Source organism: Rhizobium leucaenae USDA 9039, assembly GCF_000426285.1.
Lineage (GTDB): Bacteria > Pseudomonadota > Alphaproteobacteria > Rhizobiales > Rhizobiaceae > Rhizobium > Rhizobium leucaenae.
In genome coordinates this window covers 249,072-265,078 of sequence record NZ_AUFB01000004.1, presented here as the reverse complement: position 1 = coordinate 265,078, position 16,007 = coordinate 249,072, and the positions used below count along the sequence as shown (strand labels likewise).

Sequence of the window (16,007 nt, the reverse complement as noted above, 5' to 3'; positions counted from 1 at the left end):
TGTCTCTCCTCAGGCGGCCCGTTGCAGGGCGGGTGTGACGGCGGCGCCGTTGGTGTCGAACACCATGATGTGGCGCGGGTCGATGTAGACATCGATCGCGTCGTCGACATCGATGTCCTCGACGCCCTGGGTCAGCATGACCCAGCGCCGATCGGCGAAATCGATGTGGATGAAGCTTTCCGAACCGGTGATTTCGGTGACCATCACCCTTGCTGGTGCCGCGACCGCCTCGGATGTCTGCGGTTTCAGCGCCAGATGATGCGGCTGGAAGGCGATGGTGTAGGGGCCGTCCGGCTGAGCTTCGAGGCCCTGCGGCACGGGCAGGCTCATCGCGCCGTTCAGCACGAAGAGATTGCCGCGCTTGTCGAGCGAGATCGTGTTCAGCGGCGGATCGGCGAAGGTGACGGCGGTGATCAAGTCTTTCGGCCGGCGGAAGACATCGATCGTCGGACCGAACTGCGTAATTCTGCCCTCCGACAGGGTCGCGGTATTGCCGCCCAAAAGCAGCGCTTCCGAAGGTTCGGTCGTGGCGTAGACGAAGATGGCGCCGGATTCGGCGAAAATTTTCGGCAATTCGGCGCGCAGCTCTTCGCGCAGCTTATAGTCGAGATTGGCAAGCGGCTCGTCGAGCAGCACCAGGCCGGCATTCTTGACGATGGCGCGGGCAAGTGCCGTGCGCTGCTGCTGCCCGCCGGAGAGGCTGAGCGGCAGGCGATCGAGGAAAGGACCGAGCCGCAGGAGATCGGCCGCTTTCTTCACTTCGCGGTCGATCGTCGCCGCATTGACGCCACGAAGGCGCATCGGCGATGCGATATTGTCGTAAACGGTCATCGCGGGATAGTTGATGAATTGCTGGTAGACCATCGCGACGTTGCGGCGTTGCACGGGAACGCCCGTAACATCGGCGCCATCGACGTGGATCGTGCCCGAAGTCGGCTTGTCCAACCCGGCCATCAGCCGCATCAGGGATGTCTTGCCCGAAAGCGTCGGTCCGAGGAGGACATTCAACGTGCCGCGCTGCAGCGTCAGGTTCGTTTCGGCGATGTGCATTTCGCCGCCGACCACCTTCGACACGTTTCTAAGTTCAAGCACGATATGCTCCTTCCATAGGCTGCGACGGATTGCCGGGCCGTATGGCCTGTTTGTTTCCCATCGGGTAGCAATCCGGGGATGTGCCCCGCGATCGCCTAGATTTTCACTCAGCGATACCTCTTGCCGAAACCGGCTTTGGCATCGACGCCGAATGCCCGTCCCTTCGACGGATTCGGGAGCGGCGGGACGATCTTGGAGGAGTGAATTGCGTCAATCCAGATGTGATAAATTCAAAAGCCTGCATCTCTCTTGGAAGAGTGCGGCGGCCGCGCTCGACGGCATTGCGGCTCGCACCGCAATCGATGACATCCATGACGTCGATTTGAGCTCTGGACAATTGAATCTCCCCTCGTTTCGATTTCTACCCCTCACGCGAAAACGAAACTAGAATGACGATAAATGAAGATAAAGGAATGTCAAACGAAAATTGGGCAAGCTGCAATTTCCAGCCGAAAGCAACGTCGGGGCACATGCTTTTGCCTACGCCACAACCACTTGACCAGCATCGAAAATGCCGAAAAGGCCACCCGAATGCACGAAGCCGCAGCGACGGTTCTGCCCTAGCCTGGCCCGGCTTTCCCTTGAAGAATTGACGAAAAATCCGCCGAAAAATCCGCGATCGTCTTCGCCGAGATGGCGGCTGGTCCTTTCCGGAATGACATCGACGCCTGTGCCCGGGCGATCGATAACATCGATGAAGCCGCTCTTTTAGGATCGCCCGCCATATATTCGAAAGCGATGAAGTTCGCCGGACGCGTGGCCGAAACCATGCAGGGCGAACAGGATCGAATGCAGGTGGACATCTTCGCCGATCCGCTTGGGTCGGCGATGGGAGGCTAAGCGATGTCGGAGTGCTAAAGCCAGTTGATGCGCTTCAGGACCCAGAGGGTCGCGATCGAGCTTACCGTAACGAAGATGACGATGATGACGAAGGCCCAGGTGTCGTTGACGCCGGGAATGCCGCCGACATTCATGCCGAAGAGGCCGGCGACGACGCTCGGCGGCAAAAGCAGGGCCGCGAGGGCGGCGAGGCGGTTGGAGTTGCGGGCGATGCGCTCGCTGATAACAGTCGACAAGTCGTCGTGCAGGATGCTGGTGCGGTCGCGGATGGCATCGAGATATTCGATATAGCGCATCAGCTTGTCGATCACTTCGCGCATGCGCAGCTTGTCGCGCTCGGCAAGCCAGGGCGCATCGTCATGCTCGATGCGGTTCAGCGCGTCGCGCTGCGGCGCGAGATAACGGCGAAGCTGCACGGCCCGCCGACGCAGCAGTTTCAGACGTTCGCGCACCTGACCGGCTTCGCCGTGAAAGATCAGTTCGTCGAGTTCGTCCACCTCTTCGTCCATGGCGTCGAGCACAGGTTCGAGGTCGCGCACCAGCTTGTCGCCGATGAGGGCGAGCAGGTCGCCGGTGCGCTGCGGCCCCTTTTTCTTCTCCAGCGACAGGCGGATATCGCGCAGCGCCGTGATGTAGTGGCCGCTGTCGCGGAGCGAAACGATGCGCTCGCCGTCGACCCACAGATGCAGAGGCACAAGGTCGATATCGGCGGGCTTCTGCGTCGCGCCGTCAGGCGACGTGGCGCAGACGCCGCGCAGGATGATCAACAGGCCATCGCCGACCGGTTCGACGCGGGGGCGCGAATCTTCTTCCAGCAAGGCTTCAATAACGAAGGGATCGAAGCCGCTCTTATGAGTGACCCAGTCTGCTGTCGCGGGGTGGTCGCGCTCGAGATGCAGCCAGGTCACACCATCGCCGGGTTCCCAGACACTCACCTCATCCATGCAGAGCTGCCGGCAACCGCCACGTCCGTCGAGTTGGGAAGCGAAACGCAGACCCGGTTCGGTGCCGTAGCTGACCGTCGACGTATTCGGTGCTTCCATGGCGCCTTGACCCATCCCGCCCCCCATGACAGCAAAAAGCGCAAGCAGCACAGGTATTTGTGGCGTGCCGGCGATATTTTATCAGTTCGGCTCAAGGTGGCAAGGTGATATGAATACAGAGGTCGTCCCCTCTCCCCGTCAAAACGGGGAGAGGGTTCGGGTGAGGGGCATCCTTGCTCCGCAGCGGCGAAAGCGCCCTCAGCGCGCCGCCCAGTTGGCGCCGCGACGGAAGATAGTCTTCATCTGCGGCACGTCGAATTCCTTCGCCTGGTGGCCGAGCGAGGAATAGAAGACGCGGCCCTTGCCGTATTTGCGCTTCCAGGCGACCGGCATGACGACGCCGTCGATCCAGTAGGCGTGGTCGCCGGTAAAAGTCGTGGTCGCCAGCACCTCGTTCGACGGGTCCACATGCATGTAATATTGCTCCGACGTGTAGGGGAAATCGGTGATCCCCTCCATGATTGGGTCGTCCGGCCGCGTGATGTTGACCTTGTAATCGATGATGTTGCCGGGATGGGCGACCCATTGGCCGCCGATGATGAACTGGTATTCAACGCTTTCGCGGAAACTGTCGCCCGCTCCGCCATGATAGCCGGCGATGCCGACGCCGCTTTCGATCGCCGCGGCGAGGTTCTTCACCTCTTCCTTCTCGATCTTCGACATGGTGACGATCGGCACGATCAGGCTGAGATCGTGGATCGACGGATCGGCGAAGGCTTCGGTGCTGTTTTCGAGGTAGACCTTGAAGCTGTCCTCCTCCAGCATGTCACGGATGATATGGGCGCATTCCTGCGGTTCATGGCCGCTCCAGCCGCCCCAGACGATGAGTGCTTCACGCATGATATTCCTCCTGAACTAGCTCAATTAGCGGCCGATCTGTCCGTCAACCAGGGACTCGGACAGAGGGGCAGGACGCTCCGTTTGCGTCGTGATAGTGACGGTGCGCCCGGTGTCGGAGGCCGTCTGGAAGGCTTCCATGACTTCGAGCACATGCAGCGCGAGGCTGCCATTGGCGCGATGCGGACGGTTCGAGCGGATGGCATGCGCCATGTCGGCGACGCCAAGCGAACGGTAATTGCCGTCGGCATAGGGTGCGATGATCTCGCGCTCGGCAAATTCGCCGCCCTTCTTCAGAAACTCCACCGGACCGCCGAAACGGTTGGGGTCGGGCACGATCAGCGTGCCTTCGGTGCCGTAGACTTCGAGCGGCACATGCTTGTGGCCGGCGACGTCGAAGCTCATGCCGATCTGGACGACCGCGCCATTGGCAAAGGCCATCATGCCGGCGACATGCGTCGGCACATGCACGGGGATGTGCTCGCCGTTGCGCGGTTCGCTGGTGATGATGCGCTCCTTGCGCGGCGTGACGGCAAAGCCGGCGACCTGGGAGACGGGGCCGAGCAGGTTGACGAGATCGGTGATGTAGTAGGGACCCATATCAAGCATCGGGCCGCCGCCGACCTCGTAATAGAAAGCCGGATTCGGATGCCAGCGTTCGTGGCCCGGGCACATGAAGGTGGCGGTTCCGCCGACGGGGATACCGATAGCGCCCTCGTCGATGATGGCGCGGGCCGTCTGGTGGCCGCCGCCGAGGAAGGTATCAGGCGCTGCGCCGATGCGAAGGCCCTTGACCGCCGCGGCATCCGCGAGCTTCTTGCCTTCGGCGAAGTTGATGCCGAGCGGCTTTTCCGAATAGGTGTGTTTGCCGGCGTCCAGGGCCTGAAGTCCGACGGCGACATGCGCCTTGGGAATGGTCAGGTTGACGATGATCTCGATCGATGGGTCCGCCAGCAAGTCGGCGATATCGACCGCCTTCAGGCCGAATTCGGCGGCCTTCGCCTCGGCGAGCTCGCGATTGAGATCGGCCACGCCTTTGATGTCGAGAATGGGAAAGGATTTCATGGCGGTGAGATAGGCGCCGGAAATATTTCCGCAGCCGATAATGCCGATGCCGACCTTGTTCATAGGTTTCCTCCAGATGAATTGTCTTTGGCTGTCCCGCGAATCAAAGGGCCGGTGCCGGTCCCGTCGTTCCCCAGGGCGATTCGTAGAGTTCGCGCAGAGCGACGACGGCAGCGCCTTGCGCCCAGGTTTCGTCGGTCGACTGGTCGAAAACGAGTTCGGTCACGCCCTTGATCGATGGCGGGATCGCCAGCGAATAGGCTTCCCGCAGGCTGTCGAGGAAGGGCTGGCCGAGCGCCAGGCTCGATCCCACAAGAATGACGCGTGGCGGCGCAAACAGCGTGACGATGTTGGCGAGCGCCATGCCGCAGGCTTCGCCAGCGCGGATTGCCGCGCTGATCAGCGCATTGTCTTCGGCGTCGATCAGCGTCTTGGCGTGCGCCATTCCCCGGCCGAGGCGGATGGCTTCGGCAAAGCGGCCGCTCGGCTGATCGCCAAGAATGGCGCTTTCGCCGGCAAGGCTTGCCAGTCTAACGGTGCCCTGCGGGCCCATGCCGAGCACGAGATCGCCGAGATTGTGGCTGAGGCCGCCAGCGCCGCGGAATAGCTGACCGCCATGCAGCACACCAAGCCCCAGCGTCTGTTCCAGCGACACGAGCACCACGTCGTCCAGGTCTCTCGCCTTACCGAACCAATGATGCGCCAGCGTGATGGCATGCGCATCGCTCTCGACGATGGTGGTCACGCCCAGCCGCTCCGACATTTCCTTGGCGAAATCGATGCCGGTTTCGCGGAAGATCGGGCTGGTGCGGACATGCCCGGTGCGATGCTCGATGACGCCGGGCAGGCCGAGGCAAACGGAATCGATTTCGTCCAGAGCGAGATTGGCGTCGACGACGCAGCGGCGCACGCCATCCTCGATGAGATCGGCAATGACGCCGATCGGCTGTCGATCGACGCGGAGCGCCAGCGTCAGCGTGGAAAGCACCTCGCCGCGAAAGTCCGTCACGACGAAGACCATGCGGTTGGCGGCGATTTTTGCACCGACGACGCGCGCGGCATCCGGATTGAGTTCCAGCATGACGCGGGGCCGGCCTCGAGCTGCGGCCTCGCGCAGGTCGCCTTCGGTGCGCGCCAGGATCAGCCCGTCATCCAGCAACGACGCGGTGATCGCCGACACGGTGGTGGTCGAAAGCTGGGTGCGGTCGCTGATTTCGATACGTGCGATGGAGCCCGCCCGCCGGATCGTATCCAGCACGTTGAAGCGGTTTATCGCCCGCATAAGCTCGGGATCTGCTGTTTTCATGAGAATGGCGCCGAATGATGGACCCGCTCGGCTGCGGCCTGGTATTTTTAACGGAATGCGAATTAACTAACCTATGGTCATCGCCCAATGTCAAGCCGTCTTGCGGGTAATCTGCCGAAAATTTAGCGATGGTGGTTGACATTTCAGCAAAGCTCCGTTGAATTAATCCGCATAAGGGAAAAAATATTGAGGCTCTTGGTTCCCTTGGGAGGAGAAAATCATGATCCATCTACGTGGGGCCAAGGCCCTTCGCATCGCCGCTATTGCTGCAACCACCGGGCTGACGATTCTGGCAGGTGCGTCCAGCGCTGCCGCCGACACCGTCGTCAAATGGCTGCATCTGGAAACCGATCCGAACTATGTCGCCGTTTGGCGCAAGATTGCGGATCAGTACGAGGCCAAGCATCCTGGCACGAAGATCGAGATGCAGTTCCTGGCCAACGAGGCTTTCAAGGCCAAGCTGCCGACGCTGCTGCAATCGAAGGACGCGCCCGATTTCTTCTTTAGCTGGGGTGGCGGCGTGCTGAAGCAGCAGCAGGCGACGGGCACGCTGATGGACCTGACCGCGGCGATGAATGCCAAGGATGGCGCCTGGGTGAAGAGCTACAATCCCGCGGCGGTGAAAGGCCTGACCTTCGACAACAAGATCAGTGCCGTACCCTACAAGCTTGGCACGGTGTCCTTCTTCTACAACAAGGCGCTGTTCGCCAAGGCGGGCGTCGATGCGAGTGCCATCAAGACCTGGGATGATTATCTGGCCGCGGTCAAGAAGATCAAGGCCGCCGGTATCGCGCCGATTGCCGGCGGCGGCGGGGAGAAGTGGCCGATCCATTTCTACTGGAGCTATCTGGTGATGCGCGACGGCGGCCAGCAGGTCTTCAACGATGCCAAGAACGGCAAGGGCAACGGTTTCAACGATCCGGCCATCATCAAGGCGGGTGAGCAGCTCGCCGAACTCGGCAAGCTCGAAGCCTTCCAGCCCGGCTATCTCGGCACCACCTGGCCGCAGGCGCTCGGTGTCTTCGGCGACGGCAAGGCTGCGATGATCCTCGGCTTCGAAAATACGGTTGCCAATCAGCGCACCAATGCCGGCGACGGCAAGGGCCTGGCGGATGACAATATCGGCCGCTTCGCCTTCCCGGCCGTGACCGGTGGCGCCGGCCTTCCGACCGATACGCTCGGTGGCTTGAACGGCTGGGCCGTTACCAAGAAGGCTCCGCCGGAAGCGCTCGATTTCCTTGCCTATCTGACCAATGCCGAAAACGAGCGCACCTTGGCGCAGGCCGGCATGATCATCCCGGTCGCCGTCGGTGCGGAAGATGGCGTCAAGGGTCCGCTGATGCACGAAGCCGCCGACCAGTTGGCGCATTCGACCTGGCACCAGAACTTCTTCGACCAGGATCTCGGCCCCTCGGTCGGCCGCGTCGTCAACGATGTGGCTGTCGGCATCGTCTCCGGCCAGATTTCGCCAAAGGATGGCGCGCAGCAGGTCCAGGACGCTTTCGAGCAGGACCAGTTCTGACGCCTAAACCCCTTCGCCCCAACGGGGAGAAGGTGGATCGAACGATTGAGCGTCGCGAAATCGTGAGAGACGAATGATGGGGTGTCGCGGCAAGCTCCGCGGGCGGTCTTACGGTGCAATGCCCCCTCAACCTGCCCTTCGGGCATCCTTCTCCCCGGCGGGGAGAAGGTGAAACGTGCCTTGCGCCAATTTGGCGTGACAATTGACCGGGTGAGTCAGTTCCCGAAAACCGGCTCATCATTTCCAAAGACGACGCATCTCCCTGAATTTAGGGGTCAGGATCACCCATGACCGATGTCAGCGCCACGACCGCCATGCCCTCCATTGCAAGAGCGAGGCCCGCGACCAAGCGAAAATCGCCGGCCGCGCGCGGCCGCTTGCCCGTCATTCTACTGTTCCTGCCGCCCGCTCTGCTGCTCTTCACCATCTTCGTCATCCTGCCGATGGGGGAAGCGGCCTGGTACAGCCTTTATCGCTGGAACGGCTATGGGCCGCCGACCGAGTTCGTGGGGATGCGCAATTTCCAAGTTCTGTTCAAGAACGACGCCTTCCTGACGTCGCTGAAGAATAATGCGCTGATCATTCTGGTTTCGATCGCCATCCAGGTGCCGCTGGCCATCTGGTTGGCGACGATGCTGGCGCATCGTATTCGCGGCGTCGTGCTCTTCCGGCTGATCTTCTTCTTGCCCTATGTGCTGGCGGAAGTCGCCGCCGGCCTGATCTGGCGCTTCGTCTATGACGGCGACTACGGCCTGTTTGCCGCGATCGCGCATTTCCTCGGCACCCCGACGCCCTACGTGCTCGCCGACAAGAATCTGGCGATGTATGCGGTGCTCGGCGTGATCGTGTGGAAATATTTCGGCTTTCACATGATGCTGTTCATCGCTGGCATGCAATCGCTCGATAAGAGCGTGCTGGAGGCGGCCGAGATTGATGGCGCAACCGGCAGGCAGAAGTTCCGCTACGTGACGCTGCCACTGCTTGGCTCGACGCTGCGCCTTTCCGTCTTCTTCGCCGTTGTGGGATCGTTGCAGCTTTTCGACATGATCATGCCGCTCACCGGCGGCGGCCCGTTCAACTCGACGCAGACGATGGTGACCTTCCTCTACAATTTCGGCGTCACCCGCATGCAGGTCGGCCTCGGCAGCGCCGTCGGCGTCGTGCTGTTCGTGATCTGCGTCACCCTCGCCTTCGGCTACAAACGGATATTTATGCGCAATGACTGATATGGCCTCATCCGTTCGCATGACCACCGGCACGAAGATTTATCTCTACGTGTCGCTGACCATCATCGCCGCCATCGTGCTGATCCCGCTTCTGACGACCGCGCTCGGCGGCTTCAAGACGCTCGGCGATCTCCGCACCAATCCTTTCGGCCTGCCGGCCGAGTGGCATTTCGAGAATTATACCGGCATCCTGTTTGGCGACCGCTATTGGCGGCAGATGATGAACTCTTTGATCGTCGCCGTTCTCACCGTCTTCCTGACGCTGTCGGTCTCGGCCATGGCGGCTTTCGCCTTTGCGCATGTGAAGTTCTTCGGCTCGAACTTCCTGCTGAACTATTTCCTCATCGGGCTGATGTTCCCGGCGGCCACCGCCATCCTGCCGCTCTTCATCCGTATCCGCGATCTCGGCCTGCTCAATACCTATTGGGGCGTGGTGCTGCCGCAGGTGGCTTTCGGCCTCGGCATGAGCATCCTGCTCTTCCGGAACTATTTTAGAAACCTTCCGGAAGAATTGTTCCAGGCAGCGTTTGTCGATGGTTGCGGCTATATCCGCTTCTTCTGGCATATCTCGCTGCCGCTCTCGCGACCGATCATCGCGACCGTCAGCATCATTTCCTTCGTCGGCAGTTGGAACAGCTACATCCTGCCACTGATCATGCTGAACTCGGATTCGATCTATCCCTGGCCGCTCGGCATGATGGTCTATAGCGGCGAATTCGGCACGGAATGGGAGCTGGTGCTTGCCTTCATCACGCTGACCATCCTGCCCACCGTCATCGTCTTCTTCCTGGCGCAGAAGCACATCATTGCCGGCCTTACCGCCGGCGCCGTGAAATCCTGAGCCTTATTGGAGCACAAACAAATGGCATCCGTCGAACTGCATAACATCCACAAGGCCTATGGGGCGCTGACCGTCATCCACGATATCTCGCTGGCGATAGAGGACGGCGAGTTCATCGCGCTCGTCGGTCCCTCCGGCTGCGGCAAGTCCACGCTGCTGCGGATGATCGCCGGGCTTGAGGAAATCACCGATGGCGACGTGTCGATCGGCGGGCAGGTGGTCAACGCCATGACGCCGCGTGAACGCAACATCGCCATGGTCTTCCAGTCCTATGCGCTCTATCCGCACATGACGGTCGCCGAGAACATGGGCTTCAACCTGAAGCTCTCGGGCGAAACCAAGCCGGTCATCGCGCAACGGGTCAATGAAGCCGCGCGCATGCTCGACCTCACCAAGCTGCTTGACCGCAAGCCGGCGCAGCTCTCCGGCGGCCAGCGCCAGCGCGTTGCCATGGGCCGCGCCGTGGTGCGCAACCCGGCCGTCTTCCTGTTCGACGAGCCGCTCTCCAACCTCGACGCGAAGCTGCGCGTGCAGATGCGTTCGGAAATCAAGGCGCTGCATCAGAAGGTGCAGACCACTTCGATCTACGTCACGCATGACCAGATCGAGGCGATGACGCTTGCCGACCGCATCGTGGTGCTGAATCAGGGGAAGATCGAGCAGCAGGGCACGCCGATCGAGCTTTATCGCCAGCCGGCAAATCTCTTCGTCGCCGGCTTCATCGGCTCGCCGGCCATGAATTTCCTCGATGGCGTGGTTGAAGGCGTCGAGGGGGTTCCAGCGGTGCGGCTGAGGGACAGCACACCGGTGCGCATCGCCAACGAGCGAAAAGTGAAGTCCGGCCAGAATGTAAAGATCGGCCTTCGGCCGGAACATCTGAGCTTGACGGGCGGCGGCTCGCCGCTCACCGGGCAGACTTTGCTGGTCGAGCCGACGGGCGCGCAGACCCATGTGCTGTTCGATCTGGCCGGCGAGCAGGTGACCGCCGTCGTCGACGGTGAGGCACCGGTTCGCTACGGCGAGCAACTGAAGGTCAGCGTCAATGCCGAGCAGGTCTATGTTTTCGACAGCGGAAGCGGGCTCGCCCTTTAAAAGTCGATGTTGATGGCGTCGACCCGATCCGGGTAGAAGGCCATGTAATCCTTGATCTGGCTGACGGCGGCGTGGGGATTTTCGTAGGTCCAGACCGCGTTCACCGAGCGCTCGCTACCGGCGGGGATGCTGTAGTAGGAGCAATCGCCCTTATAGGGGCAGTAGGTGGCATGGTCTGTCCTCTGAAGCGCCGACATGTCGACATCTCCGCGCGGCACATAAATAACCGGTGGATAGGAAGCTTCCCTCAGAGATAGCGCGTCACGCGTATCGGCAATGACCTTGCCGGCCACCGAGACGGTGACATGGGCGCGCTTGTTCTCGATCGTGATGGGATGATCGGGACCGGGAATCTTGACCAGCTTTTCGGACATTCTTGCTCTCCTCGCCTGACGAACTCAGTTCAAAAAAGCATATAGGAAGTGCCCCGCCGAATATCAGGCCCCCTGCGGCTTCAGCGCTTTCGGCGCCCCCCAGCGCAGGCCGTCCATCAGAAGGCGGACGAGGCGGCGGGAGCGCTCGTGCCATTCCGGTGAATTGGGCATGGAATAGGTGCCGGACAGTGCGTGCAGCACATCGGTGCTGTCGACGTCGGCGCGGATGGAACCGTCGGCCACTGCCCGTTCGATCAGGCCGCGGAGCGCGATCGGCACCATGCCGTAGCTGTCGGCGAAGAGTTCGGAATTGCTGTTGAGCAGGATGCGCAGGCTGTCGGCCATGCCACGTTTGGTGGCGATATAGCCGACGAAGCGGTGCATCCATTCTTCCAGCGCTTGATCCGGCGCGCGTTCGCGCGAAAGCTCTTGGGCGGCGTTGCAGAGCACCTCGACCTCATGGCGATAGACGACTTCGACCAGATGCTCGCGGGTTGGAAAATGACGATAGAGCGTACCGACGCCGACGCCGGCGCGGCGCGCGATGTCTTCGAGCGAGGCGGCGGTGCCGTGGTTGGCGAAGGCTTGCGCCGCGGCTTCGATGAGCTTGTCGCGATTGCGCCGCGCATCCGCGCGTAGGGTTTTTGCGCCTGGCGGCGTGTCGTCCTTCAGCTCTGACAATGGCCTCGAAGCCAATTTTCGCTCCATGCGGATTGCGACTTGACGATGTCCGACAAGTCTCTAGGATAATAAACGGAGGCTCCTCCGTTTAAGCTGAAGTACCAGAGGATTGTTATCGCATAATGGGCCAGGATGCCATTACCGTCTGATCGAGGGATCCAAGACGGTGAAAGCGCAGCCTCCCCAGGCGTCCCACCACAAGCCGCACGCGCCGGCAAAAGCGCTGTAGCCTGATTACCTGGCGCCGGCCGGGCTGACGTCAAGAGCGATGTCGCGACTGGCAAATTCTGATGTTTGCAAGATGACCCGAACAGGGAGTGACCTGATGACTACCATGCATCTCGATATCAATGGACGCGCACACGAGCTTTCGCTCGATCCGCGTGTCACGCTTCTCGATGCCCTTCGCGAGCATCTCTGTCTGACCGGTACCAAGAAGGGCTGTGATCAAGGCCAATGCGGTGCCTGCACCGTCCATGTCGATGGCGAACGTGTGCTCTCCTGTCTGACGCTGGCCGCCCAGGCAGAAGGCCGCAAGGTCACGACGATCGAAGGGCTGGCGGCCGAAAACGGCGATCTGCACCCGGTCCAGGCTGCTTTCCTAGAACATGACGCTTTCCAGTGCGGCTATTGCACGCCGGGGCAGATCATGTCGGCGGTCGCCTGCATCCGCGAAGGCCATGCCGGCTCCGATGATGAAATCCGCGAATATATGGCCGGCAATCTCTGTCGTTGCGGCGCCTATCCGCACATCGTCGCCGCCGTGCGCGAAGCAGCGGAGGCCACCCGATGAAGGCATTTTCCTATCTCCGCGCCGGCTCCGTCGATGAAGCCCGGCAAGCTGCGGCCGCTTCCGCCACCATGCTGCTTGCCGGCGGCACGACGTTGCTCGATCTCGCCAAATGCGGCTTTGCCGAACCTGAGACGGTGGTGGATATCGGCCGTCTCACTGGTCTCGATGCCATCTCCCTGACCGACCAGGGTGTTACGATCGGTGCGCTCGCCAAGATGAGCCGTGTCGCCGACGATGCCGATATCAAGGCGCAATTCCCGGCCGTTTCGCAGGCGCTGTCGCTTGCGGCCTCGGCGCAGATCCGCAACATGGCGACGATCGGCGGCAATCTGATGCAGCGCACGCGCTGTCCCTATTTCCGTGATCCGGCGACCTTTGCCGCCTGCAACAAGCGCGCACCCGGTTCCGGCTGCTCGGCAATCGGCGGCGTCACCCGCAATCATGCGGTTCTCGGCACGAGCGAGGCCTGTATCGCCACCAATCCCGGCGATCTGGCGGTGGCTCTGGTGGCCTTCGATGCGGTCGTGTATCTCGGCAGCCGTCAGGTCGCAATCGATGATTTCTTCCTTTTGCCGGGAGCGACGCCGGAACGGGAACATGCGATCGAGCCGGGTGAGATGATTACGGCGATCACCATTCCGGCCTCCGCCGCTGCACGCCGTTCGACCTATCTCAAGGTGCGCGACCGACAGTCCTATGAATTCGCCGCGGCCAGCGCCGCCGTCGGGCTCGAACTGGAGGCTGATGGCAGGACGATCAGGGATATCAGGGTGGCGCTTGGCGGTGTCGCCACCAAGCCCTGGCGTGCCCGCGCCGTGGAAAAAGCATTGAAGGGCCAGGTGCTCGATGCGGCTACTGTGAAGCGCGCCAGCCTGCTCGCTGTGCAAGGTGCCGTCTATCATGGCGGCAATCACTACAAGATTGCGCTTGCGCCACGTGTCGTCGAGCGCGCCATCCTGACGATGGGAGAAATGGCATGACCATCATGGAAACCAGAAAGCATGGCGTCGCTGACGGCGCGCTCGGCGGGCGGCTGTCCCGCCTGGATGGAACCGCAAAGATCAAGGGCGAAGCCGATTACGCTGTCGAGCGCGATCTTGAGGGGCTGACCCACGCGGTAATGGTGCAAAGCACGATCGCTGCTGGCCGGATCACCGGCATGGATACGTCGGCGGCGGAGAGCGCACCCGGCGTTCTGCTGGTGCTGACGCCGGACACGATGCCGGACCTGAACTCACCGACTACCTGGCTCGACACCCCCGGTCCGGAAGGCCCGTACCGGCCACTTGTCAAGGACATTACCTATAGCGGCCAGCATGTCGCCATCGTCGTTGCCGAAACCTTCGAGCAGGCGACAGCCGCGGCGGCACTGGTCAAGGTCACCTATGAGGAGGCTCCGGCGATTTTCAGCCTCGACGATCCGAAAGGCGGCGAAGGTTTTCCGATCGAGCCGATGACCAGGGAGTGGGGGGATGCCGCAGCCGCCCTCGCCGCATCGCCCGTCAAAATCGAAGCCGAATATAAGACGCCGCGGGAATACAACGTGCCCATCGAGCCGCACGGGCTGATCGCCAAGTGGGACGGCGACATGCTGACCCTTTGGGAGCCGAGCCAGTGGATCGACGGCATGGCGCGCACCTATGCCGAATGGTTCGGTATTCCCTTCGAGAATGTGCGGATGATCTCGCCCTATATCGGCGGCGGCTTCGGCTCCAAGGCGCTGGCACTGCCGCATGGGGCCGCTGGTGTCATGGCGGCGAAGCTGCTCGGACGTCCGGTGAAGCTGGTCATCACCCGGCCGCAGACCTTCACCGCCTTCGGCGGTCGGCCCGGCACGCGCCAGCGGATTGCGCTTGGCGCGACCAAGGACGGCAAGCTCACCTCCATCATCCATACCAGCGCCAACGAGACTTCGATTGGCGATGTGGCGGTCGAGCCGTTGGGTGTCGTCACCTCGATCATGTATGCGACGCCCAATCTTTCGTCGCGGCAGAACATCGTGGCGGTCAATACCGTAAAGCCCGGCGCATTGCGCGCACCTGGCGAAAATCCCAGCGCCTGGGGCATCGAAAGCGCTATCGACGAGCTCGCCTACGAACTCGGCATGGACCCGGTGGAAATCCGGCTGAAGAATTATGCCGAGCGGGACCAGAAAGCGGACAAGCCTTGGTCGACAAGGCAATTGCGCGAGGCTTTCGAGGCTGGTGCCAAGGCTTTCGGCTGGGCGAAGCGCTCGCATGCGCCGCGCTCCATGCGGGACGGCAAGCAGCTGATCGGCTGGGGTGTCGGCGCCGGCACCTATCCGGTACGCCGCACGCCGGGTGAAGCACTGGTGCGCATCCTCGCCGACGGTTCGGCGGAAGTGGCGAGCAGTGGCATCGACATGGGCCAGGGCACCTATACGATCCTGGCGCAGACGGCCGCCGAGACACTCGGCATCCCGGTCGAACAAATCCGGGTCAAGCTTGGCGATTCCGCCTTGCCGCGCGCGCCCGTTGCGGGCGGGTCGCAGCTTGCCAACCTCATGACCGGCGCCGTCTACAAGGCGGCTATCGCCGCCCGCGACGAGCTGGTGGGGCTGGCGATCAACGATCCCAACTCGCCGCTTCGCGATCTGCAGGCCAATACGCTGACCGTTTCGGACGGCCGCATCCTGCCGCCGCGCGAAGGCGGTGACGGCATCGCCATTGCCGAGCTTCTGCGGCAGGTCGGCCGCGATAAGATCGAGGTGCTGCGCAATACCCTGCCGGAAGACAAGCAGAGCAAGGCGGATCATTACCGCAACTTCTCGACCATCGCGACCATGCTGTCGCCCACGGACGGCGACTATTCGATGCATAGCTGGTGCGCGCACTTCATCGAAGTACGCGTTGACGAGGATTTCGGCACCGTGCGCGTCTCGCGCGTCGTCTCGGCGCTCGATTCCGGCCGGCTCTACAATCCGAAGCTGGCCGAAAGCCAGTGGAAGGGCGGCATCATCATGGGCATCGGCCAGGCGCTGCTCGAAGAGGGTATTGTCGACGAGCGCTACGCCCGCGTCATCAACAACAACCTCGGCGACTACCTCGTGCCGACCAATGCCGATATTCCCGACATCGAAGTGATCTCCGTCGGCATTCCCGACACGCACGCCTCCGTGCTCGGCGGTAAAGCGGTCGGCGAACTGGGGATCGTCGGCGTTGCGCCGGCAATTGCCAATGCGGTTTTCCACGCGACGGGCAAGCGGATACGCGAGCTGCCGATTACGCTGGAGAAGTTGCTGTAATTTTGAGGGATTTTGGGGATGGTCGGCGAG

14 protein-coding genes are annotated in these 16,007 nt (G+C 61.8%); 7 read left to right on the top strand and 7 right to left on the bottom strand.

Annotated features, from left to right (window positions below):
* Positions 1-9 precede the first annotated feature (9 nt).
* From K290_RS0108335 to K290_RS0108310, 5 genes are all read right to left on the bottom strand, one after another.
* Positions 10-1,092 carry an ABC transporter ATP-binding protein gene (locus tag K290_RS0108335; RefSeq protein WP_028751486.1) on the bottom strand — a complete coding sequence of 361 codons (1,083 nt, stop codon included), beginning with the start codon at positions 1,090-1,092 and terminating at the stop codon, positions 10-12.
* Between the two features lie 854 nt (positions 1,093-1,946).
* Positions 1,947-2,990, bottom strand: coding sequence for a CorA family divalent cation transporter (locus K290_RS0108325; protein WP_154668568.1), 1,044 nt, complete (start codon positions 2,988-2,990; stop codon positions 1,947-1,949).
* Positions 2,991-3,173: 183 nt separating this feature from the next.
* Complete coding sequence (locus tag K290_RS0108320; protein ID WP_028751483.1) at positions 3,174-3,815, bottom strand: ThuA domain-containing protein; 642 nt, start codon at positions 3,813-3,815, stop codon at positions 3,174-3,176.
* A gap of 24 nt (positions 3,816-3,839) precedes the next feature.
* Positions 3,840-4,940, bottom strand: a complete 1,101-nt coding sequence (locus tag K290_RS0108315; protein ID WP_028751482.1) for a Gfo/Idh/MocA family protein — start codon at positions 4,938-4,940, stop codon at positions 3,840-3,842.
* Between the two features lie 40 nt (positions 4,941-4,980).
* A complete protein-coding gene (locus K290_RS0108310; RefSeq protein ID WP_028751481.1) occupies positions 4,981-6,183 on the bottom strand; it encodes an ROK family transcriptional regulator in 1,203 nt (400 codons plus the stop codon).
* A 220-nt stretch (positions 6,184-6,403) separates the two neighbouring features.
* Between K290_RS0108310 and K290_RS0108305 the strand changes: the two genes are divergently transcribed.
* The 4 genes from K290_RS0108305 (at position 6,404) to K290_RS0108290 (ending at position 10,864) form a co-directional block, all read left to right on the top strand.
* Positions 6,404-7,705: an ABC transporter substrate-binding protein gene (locus tag K290_RS0108305; protein ID WP_028751480.1), complete on the top strand. Its 1,302-nt coding sequence runs from the start codon at positions 6,404-6,406 to the stop codon at positions 7,703-7,705.
* Positions 7,706-7,992: 287 nt separating this feature from the next.
* Positions 7,993-8,931, top strand: coding sequence for a carbohydrate ABC transporter permease (locus K290_RS0108300; RefSeq protein ID WP_028751479.1), 939 nt, complete (start codon positions 7,993-7,995; stop codon positions 8,929-8,931).
* Complete coding sequence (locus K290_RS0108295) at positions 8,924-9,772, top strand: carbohydrate ABC transporter permease (protein ID WP_028751478.1); 849 nt, start codon at positions 8,924-8,926, stop codon at positions 9,770-9,772. The genes K290_RS0108300 and K290_RS0108295 overlap by 8 nt, the downstream gene beginning before the upstream one ends.
* A 21-nt stretch (positions 9,773-9,793) precedes the next feature.
* Positions 9,794-10,864, top strand: coding sequence for an ABC transporter ATP-binding protein (locus K290_RS0108290; protein WP_028751477.1), 1,071 nt, complete (start codon positions 9,794-9,796; stop codon positions 10,862-10,864).
* On the opposite strand, the gene K290_RS0108285 is transcribed toward K290_RS0108290, so the two are convergent.
* On the bottom strand, positions 10,861-11,238 hold the full coding sequence (locus K290_RS0108285) for a DUF427 domain-containing protein (protein WP_028751476.1): 378 nt from the start codon (positions 11,236-11,238) through the stop codon (positions 10,861-10,863). The two genes, K290_RS0108290 and K290_RS0108285, sit on opposite strands and share 4 nt — an antisense overlap.
* 63 nt (positions 11,239-11,301) lie before the next feature.
* On the bottom strand, positions 11,302-11,946 hold the full coding sequence (locus K290_RS0108280; RefSeq protein ID WP_037135113.1) for a TetR/AcrR family transcriptional regulator: 645 nt from the start codon (positions 11,944-11,946) through the stop codon (positions 11,302-11,304).
* Positions 11,947-12,244: 298 nt separating this feature from the next.
* On the opposite strand from K290_RS0108280, the gene K290_RS0108275 reads away from it, so the two are divergent.
* The 3 genes from K290_RS0108275 to K290_RS0108265 are packed head-to-tail and all read left to right on the top strand — an operon-like array spanning position 12,245 to position 15,977.
* A complete protein-coding gene (locus K290_RS0108275; RefSeq protein WP_154668567.1) occupies positions 12,245-12,712 on the top strand; it encodes a (2Fe-2S)-binding protein in 468 nt (155 codons plus the stop codon).
* The gene (locus K290_RS0108270) at positions 12,709-13,692 is read left to right on the top strand and encodes an FAD binding domain-containing protein (RefSeq protein WP_028751473.1); all 984 of its coding nucleotides are present in this window, start codon (positions 12,709-12,711) and stop codon (positions 13,690-13,692) included. The genes K290_RS0108275 and K290_RS0108270 overlap by 4 nt, the downstream gene beginning before the upstream one ends.
* Positions 13,689-15,977, top strand: coding sequence for a xanthine dehydrogenase family protein molybdopterin-binding subunit (locus tag K290_RS0108265; protein ID WP_028751472.1), 2,289 nt, complete (start codon positions 13,689-13,691; stop codon positions 15,975-15,977). The genes K290_RS0108270 and K290_RS0108265 overlap by 4 nt, the downstream gene beginning before the upstream one ends.
* Positions 15,978-16,007: the final 30 nt, after the last annotated feature.